Annotated in this window: 24 protein-coding genes; 10 read left to right on the top strand and 14 right to left on the bottom strand. The window is 60.0% G+C overall.

The annotated features are described in order from the left end of the window. Positions 1–304 precede the first annotated feature (304 nt). The 9 genes from LJ655_RS29715 to sapR all read right to left on the bottom strand — a co-directional run bounded on the left by LJ655_RS29715 (position 305) and on the right by sapR (position 8806). On the bottom strand, positions 305–757 hold the full coding sequence (locus LJ655_RS29715) for a hypothetical protein (protein WP_230564729.1): 453 nt from the start codon (positions 755–757) through the stop codon (positions 305–307). Between the two features lie 865 nt (positions 758–1622). Further along, complete coding sequence (locus LJ655_RS29710) at positions 1623–1844, bottom strand: hypothetical protein (protein ID WP_230564728.1); 222 nt, start codon at positions 1842–1844, stop codon at positions 1623–1625. A gap of 73 nt (positions 1845–1917) precedes the next feature. Beyond that, positions 1918–2676, bottom strand: a complete 759-nt coding sequence (locus LJ655_RS29705) for an ABC transporter ATP-binding protein (protein WP_230564727.1) — start codon at positions 2674–2676, stop codon at positions 1918–1920. After that, the gene (locus LJ655_RS29700; RefSeq protein WP_230564726.1) at positions 2673–3551 is read right to left on the bottom strand and encodes an ABC transporter ATP-binding protein; all 879 of its coding nucleotides are present in this window, start codon (positions 3549–3551) and stop codon (positions 2673–2675) included. Before LJ655_RS29700 ends, LJ655_RS29705 begins: the two co-directional genes overlap by 4 nt. 1 nt (position 3552) lies before the next feature. Beyond that, a complete protein-coding gene (gene nikC, locus LJ655_RS29695) occupies positions 3553–4467 on the bottom strand; it encodes a nickel transporter permease (protein WP_230564725.1) in 915 nt (304 codons plus the stop codon). Positions 4468–4531: 64 nt separating this feature from the next. Further along, positions 4532–5602: an ABC transporter permease gene (locus LJ655_RS29690; RefSeq protein ID WP_230564724.1), complete on the bottom strand. Its 1071-nt coding sequence runs from the start codon at positions 5600–5602 to the stop codon at positions 4532–4534. Positions 5603–5657: 55 nt separating this feature from the next. Continuing rightward, positions 5658–7265 carry an ABC transporter substrate-binding protein gene (locus tag LJ655_RS29685; protein WP_230564723.1) on the bottom strand — a complete coding sequence of 536 codons (1608 nt, stop codon included), beginning with the start codon at positions 7263–7265 and terminating at the stop codon, positions 5658–5660. A 64-nt stretch (positions 7266–7329) separates the two neighbouring features. Then, on the bottom strand, positions 7330–7893 hold the full coding sequence (ddpX, locus tag LJ655_RS29680) for a D-alanyl-D-alanine dipeptidase (protein ID WP_230564722.1): 564 nt from the start codon (positions 7891–7893) through the stop codon (positions 7330–7332). A gap of 34 nt (positions 7894–7927) precedes the next feature. Next, positions 7928–8806, bottom strand: a complete 879-nt coding sequence (gene sapR, locus LJ655_RS29675; RefSeq protein WP_230564730.1) for a sap1 transcriptional regulator SapR — start codon at positions 8804–8806, stop codon at positions 7928–7930. Between the two features lie 686 nt (positions 8807–9492). Here sapR and LJ655_RS29670 point away from each other — a divergent pair. Both LJ655_RS29670 and LJ655_RS29665 read left to right on the top strand, forming a co-directional pair. Then, positions 9493–10107: a tyrosine-type recombinase/integrase gene (locus LJ655_RS29670; RefSeq protein ID WP_230564721.1), complete on the top strand. Its 615-nt coding sequence runs from the start codon at positions 9493–9495 to the stop codon at positions 10105–10107. A gap of 667 nt (positions 10108–10774) precedes the next feature. After that, a complete protein-coding gene (locus LJ655_RS29665) occupies positions 10775–11380 on the top strand; it encodes a hypothetical protein (protein ID WP_230564720.1) in 606 nt (201 codons plus the stop codon). 180 nt (positions 11381–11560) lie between these two features. Here LJ655_RS29665 and LJ655_RS29660 read toward each other — a convergent pair whose 3' ends face one another. The 4 genes from LJ655_RS29660 to LJ655_RS29645 form a co-directional block, all read right to left on the bottom strand. Then, complete coding sequence (locus LJ655_RS29660) at positions 11561–12910, bottom strand: dicarboxylate/amino acid:cation symporter (protein WP_230564719.1); 1350 nt, start codon at positions 12908–12910, stop codon at positions 11561–11563. 108 nt (positions 12911–13018) lie between these two features. Then, positions 13019–13633 (bottom strand): 3-isopropylmalate dehydratase small subunit, encoded by a 615-nt coding sequence (leuD, locus tag LJ655_RS29655; RefSeq protein ID WP_230564718.1) that lies wholly within the window; start codon positions 13631–13633, stop codon positions 13019–13021. Further along, positions 13630–15048, bottom strand: a complete 1419-nt coding sequence (leuC, locus tag LJ655_RS29650; protein ID WP_230564717.1) for a 3-isopropylmalate dehydratase large subunit — start codon at positions 15046–15048, stop codon at positions 13630–13632. Before leuC ends, leuD begins: the two co-directional genes overlap by 4 nt. A 4-nt stretch (positions 15049–15052) precedes the next feature. Next, positions 15053–15931, bottom strand: a complete 879-nt coding sequence (locus LJ655_RS29645; RefSeq protein WP_230564716.1) for an alpha/beta fold hydrolase — start codon at positions 15929–15931, stop codon at positions 15053–15055. Between the two features lie 118 nt (positions 15932–16049). On the opposite strand from LJ655_RS29645, the gene LJ655_RS29640 reads away from it, so the two are divergent. The 8 genes from LJ655_RS29640 (at position 16050) to LJ655_RS29605 (ending at position 21916) form a co-directional block, all read left to right on the top strand. Beyond that, positions 16050–16952 carry a LysR family transcriptional regulator gene (locus LJ655_RS29640; RefSeq protein WP_230564715.1) on the top strand — a complete coding sequence of 301 codons (903 nt, stop codon included), beginning with the start codon at positions 16050–16052 and terminating at the stop codon, positions 16950–16952. A 319-nt stretch (positions 16953–17271) separates the two neighbouring features. Further along, a complete protein-coding gene (locus tag LJ655_RS29635; RefSeq protein ID WP_230564714.1) occupies positions 17272–17841 on the top strand; it encodes a GNAT family N-acetyltransferase in 570 nt (189 codons plus the stop codon). 102 nt (positions 17842–17943) lie between these two features. Next, positions 17944–18513 (top strand): GNAT family N-acetyltransferase, encoded by a 570-nt coding sequence (locus LJ655_RS29630; protein WP_230564713.1) that lies wholly within the window; start codon positions 17944–17946, stop codon positions 18511–18513. 58 nt (positions 18514–18571) lie between these two features. Continuing rightward, a complete protein-coding gene (locus LJ655_RS29625; protein ID WP_230564712.1) occupies positions 18572–19060 on the top strand; it encodes a GNAT family N-acetyltransferase in 489 nt (162 codons plus the stop codon). 108 nt (positions 19061–19168) lie between these two features. Next, positions 19169–19795 (top strand): tyrosine-type recombinase/integrase, encoded by a 627-nt coding sequence (locus LJ655_RS29620; protein WP_230564711.1) that lies wholly within the window; start codon positions 19169–19171, stop codon positions 19793–19795. Positions 19796–20141: 346 nt separating this feature from the next. Beyond that, positions 20142–20345 (top strand): GNAT family N-acetyltransferase, encoded by a 204-nt coding sequence (locus LJ655_RS29615; protein WP_230564710.1) that lies wholly within the window; start codon positions 20142–20144, stop codon positions 20343–20345. Positions 20346–20438: 93 nt separating this feature from the next. Continuing rightward, positions 20439–20966 carry a GNAT family N-acetyltransferase gene (locus LJ655_RS29610; RefSeq protein ID WP_230564709.1) on the top strand — a complete coding sequence of 176 codons (528 nt, stop codon included), beginning with the start codon at positions 20439–20441 and terminating at the stop codon, positions 20964–20966. Between the two features lie 122 nt (positions 20967–21088). Continuing rightward, positions 21089–21916: a class I SAM-dependent methyltransferase gene (locus LJ655_RS29605; RefSeq protein ID WP_230564708.1), complete on the top strand. Its 828-nt coding sequence runs from the start codon at positions 21089–21091 to the stop codon at positions 21914–21916. Positions 21917–22167: 251 nt separating this feature from the next. Here the strand turns inward: LJ655_RS29605 and LJ655_RS29600 are convergent. Further along, positions 22168–22559: hypothetical protein (locus LJ655_RS29600; protein WP_230564707.1), on the bottom strand; the 392-nt coding region annotated here is incomplete at its 5' end.

The raw sequence follows: 22559 nt of genomic DNA, 5'->3' as shown, positions 1-22559 counted from the left end.
TTCATCGTGGATCCTCCGGTTGCCGGGAAATGCGTGCATTTTCCACCTGGGCACTTCGATGCCGTCGGCCCGTGAGGATCCACCCCTTCCTCTGCTCTCACGGTTTCGGGTGGGACGCGTTCATTTCAATTCTCCTTGAAAAGGGTGCTTCTAGAACGCGCAAGGGGCATTCCAGGGGCGGGCGCACGAGCAACGGGCTACCGGTCCAACTCTGCAGTGGCTGCGTGCACTACCATGGTTGGCCTCGGTCGCCAGTCAGCCGCACCTCCATCCGGCGTCGGAAAATTGGAAGTCGCGAATCAAGTCACGACTCCTGGCTGCGGCAGACCTTCCGGTTGGGTGAAAAGCGCCAGTGGCCGGCCGCGTCCTTTACGGCGAGCGCACCGTAGTCATAAAGCACCCCGCAAACGGTGGCAGGTCTCAGGCCAGTTGTGTCCTCAATGACCAGAAGCGTACGCGAGACTGGGTCGGCGCTCACAGGAGCTGCAGTGTCGGCGCTGAGGCCCAAATCTTCCGTCTCTGGGTTGTATCGGTTCGCGCCCGCGCCCGGACGCTCGCCATGCGCGGCATACTCCGCGGATTCGTGGAGGCGCCAGTCTAGCTCTGGTGTGTTGACAGAAACAGGCGTCGTCGGGGCGCGTTTTGCGCTCTGGTATAAATGTCCATGGTCCAGGCTTAACCCCAATGCCCGCAGCGCGCGAAGCGCTTCATCGCCGTCATGATATGAGCCGAACAGCGCAACGATGACTTGTGGCATGCGACTCCTCCATAGGTCATCACCTTGTACGCACTCAAGCGCGCAAGGGCTATACCAGGCCAGGCAACGGCGGCAAACAGCGTGACTTCTAGTCCATGTACCGTCTTCGCCCATGTCACCGCGTGCTTAGATGTCTTAATCGCCGGTGTGGCACTTGCACGTTGTGTCAGAGACCTCACGCCGCTACCGCAGTAAGCGGAACTCCGGTTTGACATCAAGAATGGTAAGCCGGGCTTGCACAATGAAAAGGCCAAACTTGCGTTCGCAGACCGCAGCAACCGATATGTCGCGCGTGTGCCTAGCTCAGAAGGTGAGCCGATAGAGGCGGTGCTGCTCCGAGCACTATTGCAGCGAGTCTGGGAAGGTGTCCGTCCTGCTGCATAACAGTCACTCAACTGATTTTGCAGCGGAGTCCTAAGGGGCCACGATTTCGGAAAGAGCACGTTCGACCGCCACCGTCGAACGGCGGCTATACCGTATTTCCATGCCCCGTGCACAGTGGATCGAGGGGACGAGGTTACGGTAAAGGTCGGCCTAGCGGTAAGGTATAACCTTGATACCTAACTTAGTTAAAAAGAAGCTTGTTGCTTCTAATAAGGTTTTGCGAAACCAAAGAAAAAAGGCCTTTTATAAAAAAGTAATCGAACTTTATGAACTGCGTTCCTCCATCGGAGCATCTTAGGTCACAATGCGTCCCGATACCCTCGGGATACCCATCGATGCGCGCGGCTAGCCGTGATTGTCCAGCCAAGCACGCGCTCAGGAAAGGCGCGGCCATTAAAAGACCCGAAAACCTGCGCCCGGGCTCGGGCACAGCCTAACTCATTGTGAGCGCCTAGCGGCCGTGCGTACATCCGGGACTCGACTAACCGAAGCCGTGGACCAAGACCTTTTTCCCCTCAAAGCTTTCTTGCACACCTGGCTCACACTGCGGTGGACACGTCACGCAGTCCGGCGTCTGGCCTGATACAGTGATCGCCCTGTAAACAACGGATTGAATGAGCATCCCGTCGGCAGCGACGACGATGTTTAGATCAGTTTCGACGCCGGCCGACACCGCTCCGCCTGCGGTATCGACGATTTTCATGGTGCCGGTGCAATCGGAGCTCGGTGACAACTCCGCGCCGCTACTGGCTCCTCTAACAGCGTGTCCGCTCCAGTTACCGGACCGACTTGCGCAGGTAGCCCGTGGTCGCGAGCAGCAGGCTGCGAGTGTACTCGTGCTCGACCTGCTGCGCGCGAATGGAAGCGATATCGCGCTGCTCGACAATCTCGCCATTTCGCATGACCGCGACGCGCGAGCAGAGAAAGCCGACGACCGCCAGGTTGTGGCTCACGAGCATCACTGTGAGATTGCGTTCGCGATGAAGCCGTCGCAGCAGGTTCAGGATTTCGGCTTGCACGGACACATCGAGCGCGGACGTCGGCTCATCGAGCAGCAGCACGCGCGGTTCGACAATCAGCGCCCGTGCAATCGCGACGCGTTGCCGCTGCCCCCCCGACAACTGATGCGGATAGCGGAAGCGATACGCCGGACCTAGCCCGACTTCGCGCAGCGCATCGACAATGCGTTGTTCTTGCCGGCCGATGCCGTTGATGGTCAGCGGCTCGCGCAAGGTCTGATCGACTGTGAAACGCGGATGCAGTGAGCCGTACGGATCCTGAAAAACCATCTGTACGTCGCGTCGAAAGGAGCGGTCGATCTTCTCTCCATACACGTGCGGGCCGATTTTCATATGGCCGCCGGCGACTGGCGCGAGGCCCGTCAACGCGCGCAGAATCGTCGACTTGCCGGAACCCGATTCGCCGACCAGCCCGAAGACTTCTCCTTCGCCGACACGAAAGCTCGCCTCGCGCACGGCGTCGACGTCACCGGTTTTGGTCCTGAAGCGGACCGTCAGGGCGTTGACATCGATCATGCTGATTCTCCTGCCGATTGCGTGAGCCATGCCGCGTCCCGCTTCAGCACGGGCAGTTCACCGGGCGGATCGATGAGCGGTGGATTCGCCGCGAGCAGGGCGCGCGTATAGGGATGCTGGGCATGCACGAGATCGCGCGCTGCGCAGGTCTCTACCACACGCCCCGCAAACATCACGAGGACGCGGTCGCAGAACGACATGACGAGGGGCAGGTCGTGGCTGATAAAGATGAGGCCTGTGTGGTGCTTTTCGATCATCTCGTCGAGAATCCCGAGCACCTGCATCGAGACCAGCACGTCGAGCGCGCTGGTCGGCTCGTCGGCGATGAGCAGACGCGGTCCGGGCGACACCATCATGGCGATCATCACGCGCTGCCCCATGCCACCCGACAACTCGTGCGGGTAGGCATCGGCGACACGCTCCGGATCGCGGATATGCACCGATGCCAGCGCCTCTATGATCTTCTCGCGCATCTCGCGACGGCTGAACTTCGGACCGTGTAGGTCGAACGCTTCGCGCATCTGTTGCGCGACGGTCATCACCGGGTTGAGCGAGTATTTCGGATCTTGCAGGATCATGCCTATCTGCTGGCCGCACAGTTGCCGGCGCTTGCGCACCGACATTGCCAGCAGATCCTGACCGTTGAACTTCATCGCCTTGGCATGGCATTGCGCCGCGGGCGGCAGCAGGCCGAGCAGCGCACGTCCGGTGAGCGATTTGCCAGAACCGGATTCGCCAACGATGCCAAGCCGCTCGCCGCGCTGCAGTGTCAGCGAAAGGCCTCGCACGGCTTCGGTCAATTCGCCGCCATTACCGCGAAAGCCAATTCGCAGATCGTCGATTTTGCACAGAGGTTGGGTCGTAACGACTGGCATGTCAGCCTCCATGGCGCGGGTCGAAGACGTCTCGTAGACCGTCGCCGAGCAGGTTGAAGGCGAGGCTCACCAGCAGAATGGCGAAGCCCGGAATGGTGGCCACCCACCACGAATCGAGCAGCACGTTGCGACCCGACGCGACCATGAAACCCCACTCGGGGGCCGGCGGTTGCGCGCCGAGGCCCAGGAACCCAAGCCCCGCGACAGTGAGAATGATGCCGGCCATATCGAGTGTCGCGCGCACGATGACCGACGACGAGCAGAGCGGCGTGATATAGCGCAGGAGGATGCGCGTCTGCGACGCGCCCTGCAAGCGCGCGACGTGAATGAAATCCGCATGCACGAGCCGCAGCGTTTCCGCCCGCGCGAGGCGTGCATAGGCTGGCCACGCCGTAATCGAAATGGCGATCACCGCGTTGATGACGCCGGGTCCCAGCGCGGCCGCGAAAGCGAGCGCGAGCACGATCTTCGGAAACGCGAGCGCCACGTCGGTGATCCGCATCAGCACGTTGTCCACCCAGCCGCCAAAGAAGCCAGCCGTGGTGCCGATCAAAAGGCCCACCGGAACCACGATCACCACGACGAGAATCGCAATCGAAAGCGTGAGCCGTGAGCCGTAGACAAGACGTGAGAGGATGTCCCGGCCAAGCTGGTCGGTGCCGAACCAGTGCGATGGCGAACCTGGCGGCAGCAGACGGTCGGAGAGGACTTGCTGCAGCGGATCGTGCGGTACGATCAGCGGCCCGATGGCCGCGATGATGATCAGCAAGGCCAGAATTAACAAGCCGAAGACCGACAGCGGATTGCCCGCGAAACGTCGCCAGCGCCGGTAAGCGAGGCCGAGCGAGGCCTGCCTGCGTGACGCGGGCGTGTCGCTCAGCAGCCAGTCTTTCCATCGTCGGAGCACGGCACTCATCGGCCATTCCTGCGTCTGCATAGATTGATCGGTTGGGGGAAGCACGAAAGAAATCTCCGGAACATCAGCGGGCGCGCGGATCGAACACGCGATAAAGCGCATCGGTCAACAGGTTGAGCGCGATGAACATGACGCCGATCACGAGCGTGCTGCCAAGCACGGCGTTCATATCAGCGTTCAGCAGGGCGCCCGTCAGGTACGAACCGATACCGGGCCAGGCGAAAACCATTTCGGTCAGCACCGAGCCTTCGAGCAGATAGCTGTACGTGAGTGCGATCACGGTCAGGAGCGGCACGGCGATATTGCCGAAGGCGTGACGCCATATCACCCGGCGCTCGGGCAAGCCTTTCGCGCGTGCCGTGGTGATGTATTCCTGATTGAGTTGCTCGAGCATGAACGAACGGGTCATGCGGCTCAGATAGGCGACCGAGTAGTAGCCGAGAATGGCAGCAGGCAGCGCGATATGCGAGAACGCATTGAAGAACACGTCCCATTCGCCCGCCATGAGCGAATCGATGAGCAGGCTGCCTGTGTGCGTATCGACCATCCCGTCGAATACCGGATCGACGCGTCCCGGACCCGCTACCCAGTGCAGCTTCGCGTAGAACAGCAGAAGGCCCATCAGCCCGAGCCAGAATACCGGTACCGAACTGCCGACGAGGCCGACGATGCGCGCGACGTGATCGATCCAGCGGTTGTGGCGCACGGCGGCGATCACCCCGAGCGGCACACCGATCAGTACGCCATTGATGGTCGACAGCGTCGCGAGTTCGAGCGTCGCGGGAAACACACGCTGGATGTCTTCGATAACTGGATGGGCGGTCAGCAGCGACATGCCAAAGTTGCCATGCAGCACATCCCGCGCATAGATCAGGAACTGCACGGCGAGCGGCTTGTCCAGCCCGAGCTGGAGACGCGCCGCCGCGTAGGCGGCCGCCGACGCGCGATCGCCGAGAATCGCCAGTACCGGATCGATCGGAATTTTACGGCCAATCACGAACGTGACCGCCAGCAACCCGGTGAAGGTGATCACCAGCGTGATTACCCAGCGCACCAGGCGCAAGGTCCAGCGCGCGCTGGCGCTTTCGGCTGAAAGCGCGCGCATGCGTTCGAAACTCGTGAAGGGAGTCGACATGATGAGTTCCTCGGTCAAAGGCGAAGCCTGGACAGTATCGCCTTCGCCGCAAACCTTACTGCTTCTTCAGATCACGATACGACACGAGGTCGTTGATCGGACCCACCTCGAGTCCCGTCACCCCCGGTCGCGCGGCCACTTGCGAGACCTGCTGGAACATGATCACGAAGGGTGAGTTCGCGAGCATCTGCTTCTGCATCGTCTGGTACGACTCGGTGCGCTTCGCTGTCGACGATTCGGCGAGCGCGGCGTTGGTCTCCTTCGTCAGGCCAGGAATGTCCCACGAGTTGCGCCAGGCGAGCATCTTGTAGGCCGACTTGTCGGAATTGTCCGGATTCCAGGCGAAGCCCTGGGCGTTGCTGTGCGGGTCGATGTAGTCCGCGGACCATTCCCCGATATAGATGTCGTGCGAGCGCGAACGGTACTTTGCAAGCGTCTGCTTGTTGTCGGCGGAAATGATCTGAACCTTTATGCCGCCTTGCGCAAGATTGGCCTGCACGGCTTCGGCTATTTCGCTGTACGGGTAGCCGTTACGCACGTCCATCGTCACGGAAAAGCCATTCGGAAGCCCGGCTTTTGCCAGCAGCGCTTTGGCCTTCGTGACGTTCTGCTGGTAAGGGTTCGTGTTCAGCGCGCCGAGAAAGCCTTCGGGGAGGAACGTTTCGTGCACCTTGTAGGTGGTTTTCGCGACGTTGCTCTGGATACCGTTATAGTCGATCAGCCACTTCATCGCTTCTTGAACTTCCGGTTTTGCCAGATTCGGATTCTTGACGTTCAGGCCGAGGTACAGAAGCGTCGCTTGCGGCACCGCGGTCACATGCGCGTTGCCGGACTTCGTCAGAGCGACGAGATCGTCTGGACTCAGGTTGCGCGCCACATCGACGTCGCCGTTCTCGATCAGCAGGCGTTGGCTCGAAGCTTCCGGCACATGACGCAACACGATACGCTTCATCGCGAGCGGTAAGTGATAACCGTCGAAGCGCTGCAGTACGATGCTGTCGTTGGCGGTCCATTTGACGAGCTTGTAGGCGCCGGAGCCGGCCTCGTTGGTGCGCAGCCAGTCGTTGCCGAAGTCATTGCCTTTCTGGTGCGTGAGCAGCAACTGCTTGTCCACCACCGATGCAGGCCACGCGCCGAGGACGTTCAGGACAAACGTTGGCGCGTATTTCTGGTCTGTCGTCACACTGACGGTGGTATCGTCAACCTTCTTCACGTTGTTAAGCACATTGTCCCTGGTCAGGCCGATGCCTTGCAGCACGGCCGCCGCGCCTTTGTCGAGCAGGACGGTGCGCTGGATCGACCACGCGACGTCGTCGGCGGTCAACGGATTGCCCGAGTGGAACTTGAGACCCGAACGGATCTTGAACGTGAAGGTCAGGCCGTCGGGGCTCACGGTCCATGATTGCGCGACATCGCCGTTGAACTTCGACGGGTCTTTCAGATCGACCCGCACCAGCCGGTCATATGTATTCGCCACATATTCTTCCGGCACCAGTTCGTAGACTTCGCCTGGATCGAGCGTGGTGAATTCGTCGAGGAACGTCGCCATGACGAACATGTCTTTCGGCGTCGCCGCTGCAGCGGGGTTGGCCGCTGTGAGCGACAGGGTCGAGGCGGAGGCGATTGCTGCCGCCGTCAGTGCATTGCGCAATACGAGTTTCATTGCCGCTCCATAAGGAATGGGGTAGAGCCTGTCAGGGAACAACGGATGGAGAAATCGAACGCCACTACATGAGACGCAACGGACCGCTTTCGCTGTTGTCGATCAGCGGCAGCGAACGGGAGCCTGGCAGCTCGTAATGCCACCATTCGCTTTTGATGTGCGCAAAGCCGGCGGCGTGCATGATGCCGAGCAGTAACAGGCGGTTGCGCTGCACGTGTTCGGGCAGGCCCGTATGGAAGTGTTCGGACTCGATCGTCATGGCGTCGAAGGCCGTGCCCATGTCGAGTTCGTTGCCACTGGCATCCAGCAGCGTCACGTCGATCGCTGTGCCGCGGCTATGGTTCGAACCACGGCCAAGCTCAGCGATGTAAGTGGGATCGGGCAGGAAATCCCACAGCACCTGTTGCGCCTGGGGTGGCCGGTAGGCGTCGAAAATCCGCACTGTCAGGCCGGCGTCGCGGGCAATTTCAACTCCCTTGCGCAAACCGGCTTCGGCGGGTTCGAGCAGCAGGCAGTGAGCCTCCTTGTAGATGGGCTTGCCGGTCAGGTTGCGCTCGGTGGCATAGACGAGGTCGATGTCCACGCCATGCGTGGCGGGGGTGATTTCGATGAGTCGCGGTTTTGTCATGGAGAGCGGGGTGGGATGACGGATGTGAGAGGGTTCAGAGATCGAACTGGCTAAATTCGCCCTGCAGCTCGCGATTGCGCGCGACGCGCTCGTCGATGGCTGCCCCCAGTTGGGCGACGATCGCGCTAATCAGCAGGTTGAACAGGCAGGTGAGCGGCGCCAGAGAGTCCCAGAACTGGCCGACGTCGGTTTTGACCTGCAACAGGTCGCAGGCGAATTCGCGAGCCCAGGGACAATAGATGTCGGTGACCAGCGTGAACGGCACGCCACGACGTGTCGCGGCTTCACAGTAGCGGCGCGCGATCATCGAGTAGGCGCGCGTATCGGTAACGACGAGGTACGGTGAGGCAAACTCCGAGTTCAGCGAGTCGACGTATGAGCCGGACATACCGTCGGAGTAGAACACACGCGCACGGATGTATTCGAGGTAGCTGTAGAACGCGTTGCTGATGCCACGCGTCGACTGTATGCCGAGGATATACACGGCGTCCGCATGGGAAATGCGCTCCGCGATGCGGGCGAACATGGGCGATTGCGCCAACCGGTATACATGCTGGATCGCGTCGATTTCGAGTTCTAGGGAGCGGGTCAGGGCGCCGTTCTCCCCGTTATGCGCGGCGTTGCCGAACTGTCCGGACACACGCCGGTATTCGTCGAGCCGGTCGGTAATCATCCACGAGCGCGCTTGTGCGCCGCGCAGCTCGCGCTTGAGGTCGTCGAGGTTGCGATAGCCGACGCTGCGCAGAAAACGCCCCACAGAAATCCCGCTTGTGGCCGTTTGCTGCGCAATCTGATCAGCGGTCTCGAGTCCAAGTCGTTCGAGATTCGCCAGCATGTAACTGGCGATGCGCTTGGCCGTGGGGGTAAGCTCCGCAAAGTGCGCTTCGACGGTTTGTGCGAAAGCGGTCGGCATGTCAGTGCAGGTAGATTTGGTTAATTGCCTGTCTTTTTCTAAATCAATGACATGCATCTAACAAAACCAATAATCTAAGCGCCAGCTTAAAAATTCAATTGGATGCGACTGTCTGATAGTTTGGGTCGGGCTTGGTCTCTCATTGGAAGGAAATTTCACCACGGCTCGCCGTTACGGTGACGGACGGCGATCTCGCTCTCCATCGAGCACGGCGGCTCCTCGAAATCGCGCGTTGCCCACCTGGTGGACATCTTTCTTGACGGCATTTTCAATACTCCGGCAATGTGAAGGCTTTAACCGCTCGTGGTTTTGGACAGCCAGCAGGCGGCCGCGATAGGATCTGAAGCGGACTTTCGGTCGAGGACAGCGGAGATCCGCTCCGGGTCGGGAGTGTGGGATCGCGGATGCGGAAGCCGCCATTGACCTGCTCGATGCCGCCATCGTCCGCGATCAGCCACATTGCTGACGTAGAACTCGGTCCCTCGAATGTCGGCAATGGCCGAAATTTACCTGTAGGTCATCGTGCAGCATTCGTTCGCGGACCTGCCGCTCTGGTGAAGGCTTCGAAGATCGATGAAAGGCATTATTTGGCCGGGCCGGGTATCGACCCCGGGCAAGTCCGGCCAGAGCGGGCGTCGAGGTTGGAGACCACAATCGAACTCCCATCACCCCTGGGGGAGACTACGATGAAGACCGAACAATCCCGTGAGGCATGGAACAAGGGCAAGCTGGTCGGGCAGAAGCCGCCGCTGAGGCCGAAAGACGTCTGGGCCATCCGGATCTACCTTCAGAACGCTCATGCTGTCCGCGATCTTGCCCTGTTCAACTTAGCAATCGACAGCAAACTGCGTGGTTGCGATCTTGTCAGTCTGCGAGTCCGCGACGTGACGCACGGCAATCAGGTCCTGTCGCGGTCGCAGGTCGTCCAGCGAAAGACGCAGCGTCCGGTCCGGTTTGAACTGACCGAGTCGACCCGGAAGGCGGTCGGCGCATGGCTGGAGAAGGCTACCCTGAGGTCGGAGCAGTACCTCTTCCCAAGTCGACTATTGGCGTCCCCGCATCTTTCAACCCGGCAATATGCCCGGATGATTCGTCGATGGGCCGATGCCGCGGGGCTTGATTCGACAGCGTACGGTATCCATTCGATGCGACGCACGAAGGCAACCCTGATTTACAAACGCACCAAGAACCTCAGGGCAGTGCAGTTGCTGCTTGGCCACAGCAAGATTGAAAGCACAATCCGCTACCTTGGTATCGAAGTCGACGACGCGCTCGAGATTTCGGAGCAGATTGAAATCTAGCGCAGCTGGTTCTGGCCGCGCGAAACGATGCTACATCGGGATTTGTGCGGCCGCGCTCCAGCGCGGTTGTCCTAGAACAGAACCGGCGGACCTGTGCCGGCGTCGTTGCTGCAGGACAACCATCCTCGAGACCGCTTCGGTGGGGAAAACTGCCGGACAGCCTATGCGTTCGACTCGGCCTAAGCCGACGGTCGACCTTCAGCCGCCGTACGGCGGCTGAAGGTCGCTTCGCCGACACTCGCAAACCCATGCCGACGAATGTCTCCTGTCTCTATCCACGAATGGGTCTTACCGACCCACTCCGGTCAGATAACTTTCTCCGAAGCGGTCAGTCAGCCAATTTTAGGTTTTGCGAACTGGAGCGCCAATGAGCAGCCGTTGGCGACCTCACCCAATCGGCCAGAAGCGGCCGGTCGACAGGGTTACTTGGATCGTCAACAAACGAAGCCCATGCGTGGCGCACGCTTTCCGTTGTTTCCGTATGAACTCGATCCAGCATTTCTGCGATGAACCATGGGCGCTACGCTCAAGTTTCTCTCTAACGAGCCGTTAGATTTGCCACGACAGTCTTTCACATGTGCCTTGAAAAAGGGTTATGTGCGGCACTGCGTGGATCCGTCTGAGCGACGTTCATTTTGACAACAATTATCCCTGCAATTGAGAAAACATGAAGGCGCTTGACGCGGTTCTCATCTTAAGCGTTGTTCTATGCGGATGCGCTTCGGCAGTCAGCGAGCGGGTGGCCACCAATTACACTGCGGTCGGTGCGGCAGCCGAGCGGCGCGGCGATTGGGACACCGCACGTCGAGCTTTTGCCCGTGCAACGCTGAACGCTGATCAGGCGGACTTGCCTCCAGCGAGCAGGGCTATCGCACACTACGAATACGGGCGTTCGTTGGGCGTCACCTGTTTCTTTGACGAATCCGAACGCGAACTTAACGCGGCTTACCAGCTTGATAAACAAGCAGGCCAACCTCTCTTTCTGTCATTGATCGAACTGGCTCGCTTGAATCTGGACCAGAAGAAGTTTTCGCAATCCGCCGCATACTTCGAACGCGCAATGCCGTTCTTGGACGGAGCGAATGTCGCGAACAAAGCACCTGTTGCGTATTCCGATATTCTGGAGGAGTACGCACGCGCCCTTGCTGGAGCGGGACGCTCTGCGGAAGCCAAACCGCTGACCGACCGCGCGACGGCGCTTCGAGACGCCGCGCTCAACAAGCGCTCGATTACCGATCGAACGCCGTACGGCAAATTCTGCAGCAAATCCTAACCGCTGGCACCTCTGCGCCTACGCGGACACTTGCGAACGTCCGCTTGGGAAAGTGATGAACGGCTCCTGTGGGTCGGGAGTACGCACTGCCGACTGGCCGCTTGTGGGCCGCTGAATTCCAGTGACCGCTTCCGAGCGATGAGTTTGGGGAGGAGACTGACGCAGCCTGACCCGAAGCGGTCACCGGATCAAATCATTCGTAAAAGACCGTTCACGATCAATAGCGGCCGTTTCGCGCATGTCGGGGGACCGCGAATCGCCTCGGACCTGCTTCCCATTGCCCAACGCCATCGCGAGCTTCGCCCGATCGAGCTCGCCTTCCCACGCTGATACCACGATCGTCGCCACGCCATTGCCCACGATGTTGGTCAACGCCCTGCATTCGGACATGAAGCGATCGATGCCGAGGATCAGCACCATCGCGCTGACGGGAACGGTCGGCACCACGGACAGGCTCGCAGCGAGCGTGATGAAGCCCGCGCCCGTCACGCCCGTCGATCCCTTCGAGGTCACCATCGTGACGAGCAATAGCGTGAGTTGCTGCCCAAACGACAAATGTGTGTTGGTCGCCTGTGCGAGAAACAGCACGGCGAGCGTCATATAGATGTTAGTGCCATCGAGATTGAACGAGTAACCGGTCGGCACGACGAGCCCCACCACGCCGCGTGGGCAACCCAGGCGTTCGAGCTTGTCCATCAGTTGCGGCAACGCCGCCTCGGACGTCGATGTACCTAGCACGATCAGCAATTCGTCGCGGATATGAGCAAGAAAGCGCCAGAGACCGAACCCGCACAGACGCGCAACGATGCCGAGCACGACAGCCACGAACACGAACGCGGTGAAATAGAACGTGCCGATCAGCTTCAGCATCGGCAGCAGCGAAACGATGCCGTAACGGCCTATCGTGAATGCCATCGCCCCGAAGGCGCCGATCGGCGCGAGACTCGTGACCATCCCGACGATGCGAAAGAATGCCTTGGACAAGGTTTCGATCATCTGCGTGACGGGCGCGGCGGGCTCGCCCATCAGTGCGAGCGCCGTGCCGAACAGCATCGCGATCAGCAGCACGGGAAGGATGTCGCCCTGGACCAGCGCGCCGACAAACGTGTCGGGTATCACATGCGCGATGAATCCGGCGATGCCGTCGCCATGCGCCGCCTGCGCCGCATAGCCTGAAACGGCGCGCGCATCGAGCGTCGACGGATCGACGTTGAAGCCGTTGCCCGGCGCGATCACGTGCGCGGCCAGCAAACCAATTCCTAGCGCGAGGGTGGATGCGACCTCGAAATAGAGCAGCGCCTTGCCGCCGACGCGGCCGACTTTCTTCATGTCCTGCATGCCCGCGATACCCGTCACGACCGTGCAAAAAATCACCGGCCCAATGATCATCCGCACGAGCTTGATGAACAGATCGCCGAACGGCTTCAATGCAACCGCCGCGTGCGGCGCGAAATGGCCGAGCAGCACGCCGGCGACGATGGCTGCAAGCACCTGCACATAGAGAATCGTGTAAAACGGTTTGCGCTTCATGTGTCTCCTCCATTTTCGAGGCAAAGGGATGCCCCTCCCTTCTTCGGTCGGAAGGGAATCGGCCCGGTTAAAACAGGGAACGCGCCGCGTCGCGCGGCGGTTGGGCGCTTACATCACTTGCGCCCAGGGATGTCGCGCGAAATGCGCCCGTTCGAACGCTTCGATTGCGCAGAGGGAGTCGAGCGTCAGATCGACGGTATCCATGCCTTCGATCACCATGCGCTTGTGGCGCGCGCCAAGCGGATACACATACTGCTGGTCCGAGGCGGACCTCACCGTCTGCCGTTCGAGATCAATCGAGAACGATGTGCCAGGCGTTGCGATCGCCTCGCGCGTCAACGCATCGACGGCATCGCGATCCAGTTGCACGAGCAGCAAGCGGTTATTCATCGCGTTGGAATAGAAGATTTCCGCGAAGCTCGGCGCGATCACCGCCTGAAATCCGTATTGCTGCAAGCCCCACACCGCGTGCTCGCGGCTCGATCCGCAGCCGAAATTCGCGCCGCCGATCAGGATGCGCGCGTTCGCGTAAGCGCTCTGGTTCAGCACGCAGTCCGGGCGAGTTGCGCCTCGCCCGTCGAAGCGCAGGTCGTACAGCAGGCCGTCGGCGAGACCCGCCTTGTCGATGATGCGCAGGAACTGCTTCGGCATGATCTGGTCGGTGTCGAGGTTGTCGATCGGCAACGGGGCGGCGCTGCCTTCAATGGTGGTAAGCCTGGTCATGATGCGGGTGCCTCCAGCGTGCGGACATCGGTGATGCAGCCGGTCATCGCGGCAGCCGCCGCCATGGCCGGACTCATCAGATGCGTGCGGCCGCCGCGTCCCTGGCGGCCTTCGAAATTGCGGTTGGTGGTGGACGCGCAGCGTTCGCCGGCTTCGAGCACGTCGTCGTTCATCGCGAGACACATTGAGCAGCCCGGCTCGCGCCATTCGAAGCCCGCATCGATCAGCGTCTTCGCTATGCCTTCCTGTTCGGCGGCACGGCGCACGCTGCCCGAACCCGGCACGACCATCGCGCGCACGCCTGGCGCCACGCGTCTGCCGCGCACGATCGCGGCCACCGTGCGCAAGTCTTCGATGCGCCCGTTGGTGCACGAGCCGATGAACACGCGGTCGATCCGCGTGCCGGCAATCAGCCGGCGGGGCGTGAGTCCCATGTAATCGAGCGCTCGGCGCAGCGAGGCCGCGGCTTCCGGTGTCGGTTGCGCGGTTTCGTCGGGAATCGGCTGATCGATGGCGACGGCCTGATCGGGACTCGTGCCCCAGGTGACGAACGGCGCGATGTTCCGCGCGTCGAAGCGATGTTCGGCGTCGAAGTGCGCGCCTGTGTCGGACTGCAAGTCGCGCCAGTCTTCGAGCGCAGCTTCCCAGGCCGCTTCGTCAAGTGAAGGCGCGTGGGCGCGCACGTAGTCCAGGGTGGTCGCGTCGGGCGCGATCAGCGCAGCGCGCGCGCCCGCTTCGACCGTCATGTTGCACAAGGTCATGCGCGCCTCGGCCGACAGCGATTCGATTGTCGAACCGGCGAATTCCACCGCGTAACCGCGCGCGCCTTGCGCGCCGATCCTGCTGATGATCCAGATGACGACGTCTTTCGACGACGTGCCGTACGGCAATGCGCCATCGATCGTGATGCGCATGATCCTCGCAAGCCGGTACACAAGCGTTTGCGTCGCGAGCACGTGCTCGACTTCCGACGTGCCGATGCCGAAGCCCAATGCGCCGAGCGCGCCGTAGGTGGTGGTGTGGCTGTCGCCGCACAGCACGACCATGCCGGGGCGAATCAGGCCGAGTTCCGGCGCGACGATATGTTCGATGCCTTGCAGCGGATCGTCCGCGGCAAAGAGCCGGATGCCCGCGCGTTCGCAATTGCGCGCCAGGTTCTGAGCCTGCAGCAGCGACGCCGCATCGCGAATCACGCGCGGCGACTCCGCATGCGTGGGAATGATGTGGCTCACGACGGCGAGCTGCTGACGCGGACGGCGCACGGCGCGGCCACGCGCATCGAGTGCGCTGAATGCCTGCGGGCTGGTGTACTCGTTCATCAGATGCAGATCGGCGTACAGCAGCACGTTTTGTTCGTCGATACGCGTCACCGTGTGCGAATCGACGAGCTTCTGGTAAAGGGTTCGGTTGGACATCGGCTTACTCGCTGAGAAAAGGCAGCACGCGTTCAAGCAACAACTCCGGCGCTTCTTCGGGGATGTAGTGGCCACAGGGCAGCGCTTCGCCCTGCACGTTCGACGCATACGCCTGCCACTCGGAGAGCGGCTTGAAGCATTGGTCGATCACGCCTTGCGCGCCCCACAACGCCATGAACGGACAGACGATGCGCTGCTGGGAAGCGAGCGTGGCGCGGTCGTGATCGAGGTCGATCGTCACGCTCGCGCGGTAGTCCTCGCAGATGCCGTGCGCCGTTTCGGGATCGGACAGGCAACGCAGATATTCCGCGTAAGCGTCGGCCGTGAATGGCGCGAGGCCGGCGCTGCGCGCGCCGATCGTCTGTTTGAGATAGAGATCGGGATCCGCGCGTATCAGCGTCTCCGGAAACGGCGCGGGACGCACCAGCATGAACCAGTGCCAATAGGCGCGCGCGAAGTCGAACGAAGTCTGCTCGTACATCGCGAGCGTCGGCGCGACATCGAGCGTCACGAGGCGCGTCACCGCATCCGGATGATCGAGCGCCATGCGCGCCGCGACCCGCGCGCCGCGATCGTGACCGATCACCGCGAAGGTCGCATGGCCGAGACGGCGCATCAGTTCGATCTGATCGAGCGCCATGCGGCGCTTCGCGTAGTTCGCATGATCGGCAGCGCCCGGCGGCTTGCCGCTGTCCCCGTAGCCGCGCAAATCGGCGGCGATCACAGTGAAATGTTCCGCCAGCGTGGGCGCGACCTTGTGCCAGATCACATGCGTTTGGGGATGCCCGTGCAGGAGCAGGAGCGCGGGACCGCGCCCGCCCTGAATGGCGTGAATGCGTACATCGTCGACACTCGCCGACACGTTCCTGAAGCCTTCAAACATGGGTTGTCTCCTGATCTTGCTTCGAGTCTAATTGATGAATCATGCGATTTGGTTTCCTGAAATGCATTCCGGTCGTAACTTTCAGGAACGAATAGCCGAACAAGTGGAGCATCGAAAAATGGATGGTTTCTCGGACCTGAATCTGTTCGCGCTCGTGGCGCGGCATCGCAATCTGGCCGCTGCCGCGCGCGAACTGGGCGTGACGCCGCCCGCGATCAGCAAGCGGCTTGCGCAACTGGAACGGCGCCTCGGCGTGCGCCTGATGAACCGTACGACGCGGCGTCTGAGCCTCACGCCGGAAGGCGAACTGTATCTGTCGAACGGCTCGCGCATTCTCGACGAGTTGTCGGAACTGGAGCACCTCGTCACGCAAAGCCGCGGGGAGCCGACGGGACTGCTGCGCGTAAATGCATCGTTTGGATTTGGCCGGGCGCGCATTGCGCCGGCGGTGTCGGAATTCGTCGCGCGCTATCCCGCGATGAAGATCCTGCTGCATCTGACGGACCGTCCGATGAGTCTTCAGGACGAGGGTTTCGATCTCGGCATTCGCTTCGGCGAGGTGCCCGATGCGCGCATCAACGCGCGGCTCCTGCTCGAAAACAAACGCCTGGTGTGCGCGTCACCCGGCTATGTGGCGCAGCATGGCGAGCCTTCCGTGCCGCACGATCTGATACGGCACGCGTGCATCGTGTTGCGCGAGAACGAGTCGGCGTACGGCACGTGGCATTTTTCCCGTGGCAAGCGCACGGAGACTGTCAAGGTGGATGGCGCGTTGTCCAGCAACGACGGTAGCGTCGTGCTGCATTGGGCGCTCGAAGGGCGCGGGATCGTCGTGCGATCGCAGTGGGAGATCGAGGGGCATCTCGCGCGCGGCGAACTCGTGCCGTTGCTCGAGGACTGGGCATTGCCGGACGCGAATATCCACGCGATCTATCTGGAGCGCAACCAGCTTTCGGTCAAGCTCAGGACGTTCGTCGACTTCCTTGGCGAGTATCTGCGCAGGCCGGCGAACCTTGCGTGACACGCCATCTTTGTGAGCACCTAACGGGGTTCACACGTGGCGAATCGAACTTTCGGAGACCGCTTTCGAAGGTCGATGGGGAATTCGAACGGCGCCTTAGGGCTGGCATCGAACGACCGGTGATGGCCGACTGTACGCGTTCGACTTACCGCGCCGTAAGCTGGCGTTCGAATAGATTTCCTTGCGCCAGTGGCAGCTTTGAGGCGGCATCGCTCAGCGGGTAATACCGGCCAATTTCGGCCGTTCGACATCGCAGTCTAGATCGCCGACAATTCGCACTGAACAGTCCCCGTTTCTGTTTCAACCTGGAACCGTCTCCATGCAACCTGTCCTGATAGATCTACCCGGTCCGATTTACACCGATCGGCTAGTCATTCGCCCCCCTCGACAGGGTGATGGTCAGCAAGTCTTTCAGGCGACTATCGAATCACTGGAGGCTCTACGCGAGTTTCCGGCATCTTTGCCTTGGGCAATGGAAGAGCCCTCCGTTGATGCCTCTGAGGCCTTCTGCCGGGTCGGGGCGTCCAACTTTATCGCCCGTCGCGATTTTCCTTTTCTCTTCTTGTTGCGTGATTCCGGCGAGTTGGTCGGATGTGGTGGGCTTCACAACCCGCGCTGGAGCGCCGGCACGTTTGAGGCCGGCTGGTGGGGACGATCCGCCTGGACTAAGCAAGGCCTAATCAGCGAAGCCGTCACCGCGATAGTCGACCTCGCCTTCACCGCCTTCGCGGCCCATCGCGTGGAAGCCTACACCGACGACCTGAACCCGAATGCATGGCGATTGTGTGAGCGAGTTGGCATGGCGCTTGAAGGCGTATTACGCAATTCGCGAGTAGAGCCTAGCGGGACGCTGCGTAATACGCGGGTTTATTCAAAAATCCGACAATGATCCGGCTCCCCCCGAGCAGGCAGAATGCGGCCATTTTGAGACGCTCGACGCAGCTGCTTTAACTCATGGACAATCAGCGCTCCCAGACAAGCACCGAACAGCATGAGCACAATCAAACTGTTGAGACCTACGACCGCATTGCTGCCGAGCTATGTTTCAGCGCTTGAAGCCGGATGGTCGCCCGACAACGTCCGTAAGGAGATCGCTGCGCGCGAACAACTCCGCGCTATAGAAGTTGACGCTGAGCGATTTGTGGGGGAACTGGATGATCCGACTGCATCGGGCGGGCCGATTCCTTTACCGGACGGCTCGACCGTCGCGCGCCTTCCAAGCGTTGTGCGATGGATTTGGGACGGTGCACTGAGCGGCGCAATCGGATTTCGTTGGCAAGCTGGAACTGCTGAATTGCCGCCATATGTTCTCGGGCATATCGGCTTCTCGGTCGTGCCGTGGAAGAGAGGCAACGGCTACGCCAAACAAGCACTCAAATTGATGCTGGGCGAAGCACGACTACAAGGTCTTCCGTACGTCGAGCTAACAGTTGATCCGGAGAATGTTGCCTCGCAGAGAGTCATCGTGGCGTGCAACGGCGTATTGATCGAGCGCTTCAGAAAAGCAGCCGCCTATGGACTTGCCGAGACTCTCAGGTATCGCATTGACCTAAACGGTTGAGTGACCTGTGCGGAGAAATCTATTCTCGAACTGCAACGCGAGCGACAAGCATCCACACATGATGAGTATCTTATTGCGACCGATTACGTCTGACGATGGTGTTATCACACTGCGCCAGATGCCCAGTAGTGCTGTTGATAGGCAAGCGCTGTTTGCTCTTTACGAACTGTCTCTTCATGAACATGTCGAGCAAACGTTCGGCTGGGACGAGAACTTTCAGCGAGAAAGATTTAATACCTCATACTTTGATCCGGATTTCATTTCGATAAGCCTCGGATCGTTAGCTGTGGGGTATGTTTCGCTCAAGGACGAGGTCGAGCGCGTTCACTTGTCGCTCTTGCTTCTACAACCGGAGTATCGCGGCCGAGGGATCGGTCGGCGGACAATGCACATGTTGATGGCGCGCGTGTCCGAGTCGGCCCGACCGTTAACGCTTTCATGTTTCTTGTGCAATCATGGGGCGATACGCTTTTATCAGAAGCTCGGTTTCTCCGTCGTGTCAAAAGACGAGCACTTCGTGACCTATCGATCTCCCGCCCTTCGCTGATGCGACCGGAGTGTCCGCTTCGGAGAAAGATGACGGACCGCTCAGGGTCGGCTAGCGCCCATTGAAGAAGTACAGACTGAATCTCCCTTCAACTGAAAGGAGATTGTCATGAACGCATCAACCGACACGAGCCCGTCGCGGGTGCCGTGGAACAAAGGAAGATTGACGGGACAGAAGCCCCCGCTGAAGCTTAAGGAGATCTGGGCGATCCGTGTGCGCTTGCAGCTTTCATCCCACGTGCGGGGTCTGGCAATGTTCAATCTCGCCATCGATAGCAAGCTTCGGGCGTGTGATTTGACAAAGCTGCGCGTTCGGGACGTCTATCAAGGAGAGCACGTCGCCAGCCGTGCAATGATCATGCAGCAGAAGACGCAACGGCCAGTGCAATTCGAGATCACCGAGCAGACGCGAGACAGTGTGGCTGCGTGGATAAGGCATGCCGGGCTGCATGCGACCGACTTCCTGTTCAAAAGCAGGATTCACGGCTCTCCCCACCTGTCGACACGACAATACGCCCGTTTGGTTCATCGGTGGGTCGCCTCAATCGGCCTTGACGACACGGCCTATGGTACGCACACGATGCGCCGAACCAAGGCGTCATTGATTTATCGCCGCACGAAGAACCTCAGGGCTGTCCAGCTGCTGCTCGGCCACACGAAGCTCGAGAGCACCGTCCGATACCTCGGCATCGAGGTCGATGACGCGCTTGAAATGGCTGAACAGACAGAGGTGTAGGGGTTCGGGCCGGTCAGCAAGTGGTCGCTGATCGGCCACAACCGGACGGTCGACAAGGTGCTGGAGATCGTCAACAATCGGTAGCGTTACCGAGGCTACGGTTGAGAGTTCGAATGAAGAATTTTGGAATCACGCTCCGTGCGGCGACGCCTGCCGATGAGCCGTTTCTGTTCGATTTGCGGAAAGCGACGATGGACGAGCACCTAAAACGCGCTGGCGAGCCCACCGACGAGCGTACTCACCGGGAGCGTCTTCGGTATCGCTACAACGACTCTTGCATAATTTGTTGGGGTCCGAAGAAATCGGACTTTTCAAATCTCTTCGGGACGCAGATGAGTGGGCCATCGTGCAAATTAAGATTTTGCCCACGCATCAGGGCCGCGGCATCGGGGCGCATGTGGTCCGTGGATTTCTACAGCTGGCAGACGTCGCTGGTGTACCTGTCAAGCTGAGTGTTTTGAAAGGAAATCCGGCAATAAACCTTTATCGCCGCTTCGGGTTTCGCGTGATAAGCACGACTGACGCGTCGTTGCAGATGAGACGCGGGTAGACAGCAGTCGGCGGCCCAGGAAGAGACGTTCGACAGAGAGACGCAGATCGTCGACAATCCGACGACATTAGCGAATGAATCGAGGGATGAGAGATGGTGCGCTCGCACGAAATCCGCATTGAATCAGCTCGGCTTTCCATAAGGCCGTTCTCGACCATCGACGCAGATTTGAGTTTCCCGTGCATTACGCCTTCACTTACCCGCTTCATGGCGTGGGATCCGCCCGCAAGTCGTGAGGATTTCGATCGTATCTGGCAGTCCTGGCTGCCAGCGATAGATGACGGCGCGGACTTCGTCTTCGCAATCCGTGAACGTGACGCTGGGGGTTTTCTTGGATTAGCCGGACTTCACTACGTTCGGAACACTAGCCCGGAATTAGGTATTTGGATCCGGGAAGACCGCCACCAGGAAGGCTTTGGCCGTGAAGCTGTGGGTCTTGTGGCAGGCTGGGCAAGCCGGACCCTTCGCGTAGCGAGCTTCACCTATCCAGTGGCCGAAGAAAATATCCCGAGCCGCCGCATCGCTGAATCGCTCGGTGGTGTCATCGTGGAGCGGCGCGAGACACCGAAATACATGTCTGTCATCTACCGGATACCTACTCAATCGGCGCGCGACGAGTAGTGATCTTTGGCCAGAACGAGACGTTCCGACATCGAAGCTGGGTATGTTGACAATTTTCGGCGAAGATGACGACTCGAAGCCTTGAAGTACAACCGCAATCTGAGCGAACCGGTCACGCAAACATGACTTCCCAAGTAGAAGCTTATTTGAAAGATTTCCATCTGCGCCAAGTCGGAACAACGCGCAGGGCGTACAGCGCCTATGCTGCTCGATCCGGACAGGCAGAATACTTATCGTCTTATCACGCGCTAGCAGAACGGGTCCCGAACGATGAGTTGCCCCGGATCGTGCTTGATCTGGCATGCGGTGACGGGCCACTGCTGGAGATTTTGAGCGACAGGGACCATACAGCGACGAAGTTGATCGGCATTGACATGAGCGATGGCGAGTTAGTTGCTGCTCGAGCGGTGTTGCCGCCGAATATCAGGTTGATAAATGAGCGCGCGCAAGAGTTGTCGCTTGAAACCGGATCGGTGGATTACGTGCTGTCGCACATGGCTTTGATGTTGATGGACGACATCGAACAAGTCATGCGCGAAATCCGCCGCGTATTGCGTAAGGGCGGTAGGTTTGCCGCTGTCGTTGGCCGAGCCTTTCTGCTCGGCGAAGTTGGGGAAGCTTTCCTAAACGTGTTCCGACCCATCGCGAACGCACACCTGACTCGCTTACGCTTCGGTGATTCGCGCACACGCTGCGAAGCCGGTTGGAGAGAACTACTCCAGCAGGGGTTTGCAAACATCGCGTTTGAAGACATTGACGTCGAATGGACGCCTACGCCAGAACAGTTATGGCAGAGCATGCTGGAAACCTACGATACCGACAGGATGTCGGACGCTGGGCGCGAGCAGTTCAAGAGCGAATTGCTGACGGCGGTTGCGCCCATGCAGCGTGAAGACGGCACGTTAAAAACAGGATGGGCGCTGCGCCTTGTTCAAGCCAGCGCTGCCTAACGGGCAAGGACACCCTACCAACAACGTCGGCAGCGCGTGGTGAATTACCGCTATCGGCTAACCCGAAGGACCGATCAGGGTCCGAAACTTGCCGTCTTGCGGTCTTTTTCCGAGGAAAATGTAAGCCGCGCAACTGTGATGCAACACGCGTCTTCGGTCAAATACTGAGCTGACTCTCGTTTCGATGAGCGACGCATTGAGAATGATCATCGTGGTTGCACCCAGACTCCAGAATCTAGTCAACGGACGGACTAAAGCCGATGAATGAACGATGCAGCGTGGACACCTTGAAAAGGACAGTAGCGCTCATCCAAGAGCGGTTTCACACCCCGATAACTCTCTCTGAGCGGTTCGCTGCCGCTGCACTGAATGGCATCGATGCACATGGACTTGATCCTGACGATTGGGCTACCGTGATGTAAGCGTGGCGCCAGCCTTGCAATTACCCACATCTTTGCCGCGAAACCTGGTAACCTGGGATACGTCATGTTCCATGCGTAAGCGAGATGGTCGGCAAGCGTGCGTATTCCGCGCAAATCGAGCAGCCGTTCCACGGCAAGGCGAGCGGGCATTCCACGCGAAGTCGAGCAGCGATTCCACAGCAAAGCGAGCGCTGCGGACGCGGCGATGCGGGGTGAGCTCT

This window comes from Paraburkholderia translucens, assembly GCF_020881035.1.
Taxonomy (GTDB): Bacteria; Pseudomonadota; Gammaproteobacteria; order Burkholderiales; family Burkholderiaceae; genus Paraburkholderia; species Paraburkholderia translucens.
This window is presented reverse-complemented; position numbering and strand designations above follow the sequence as displayed.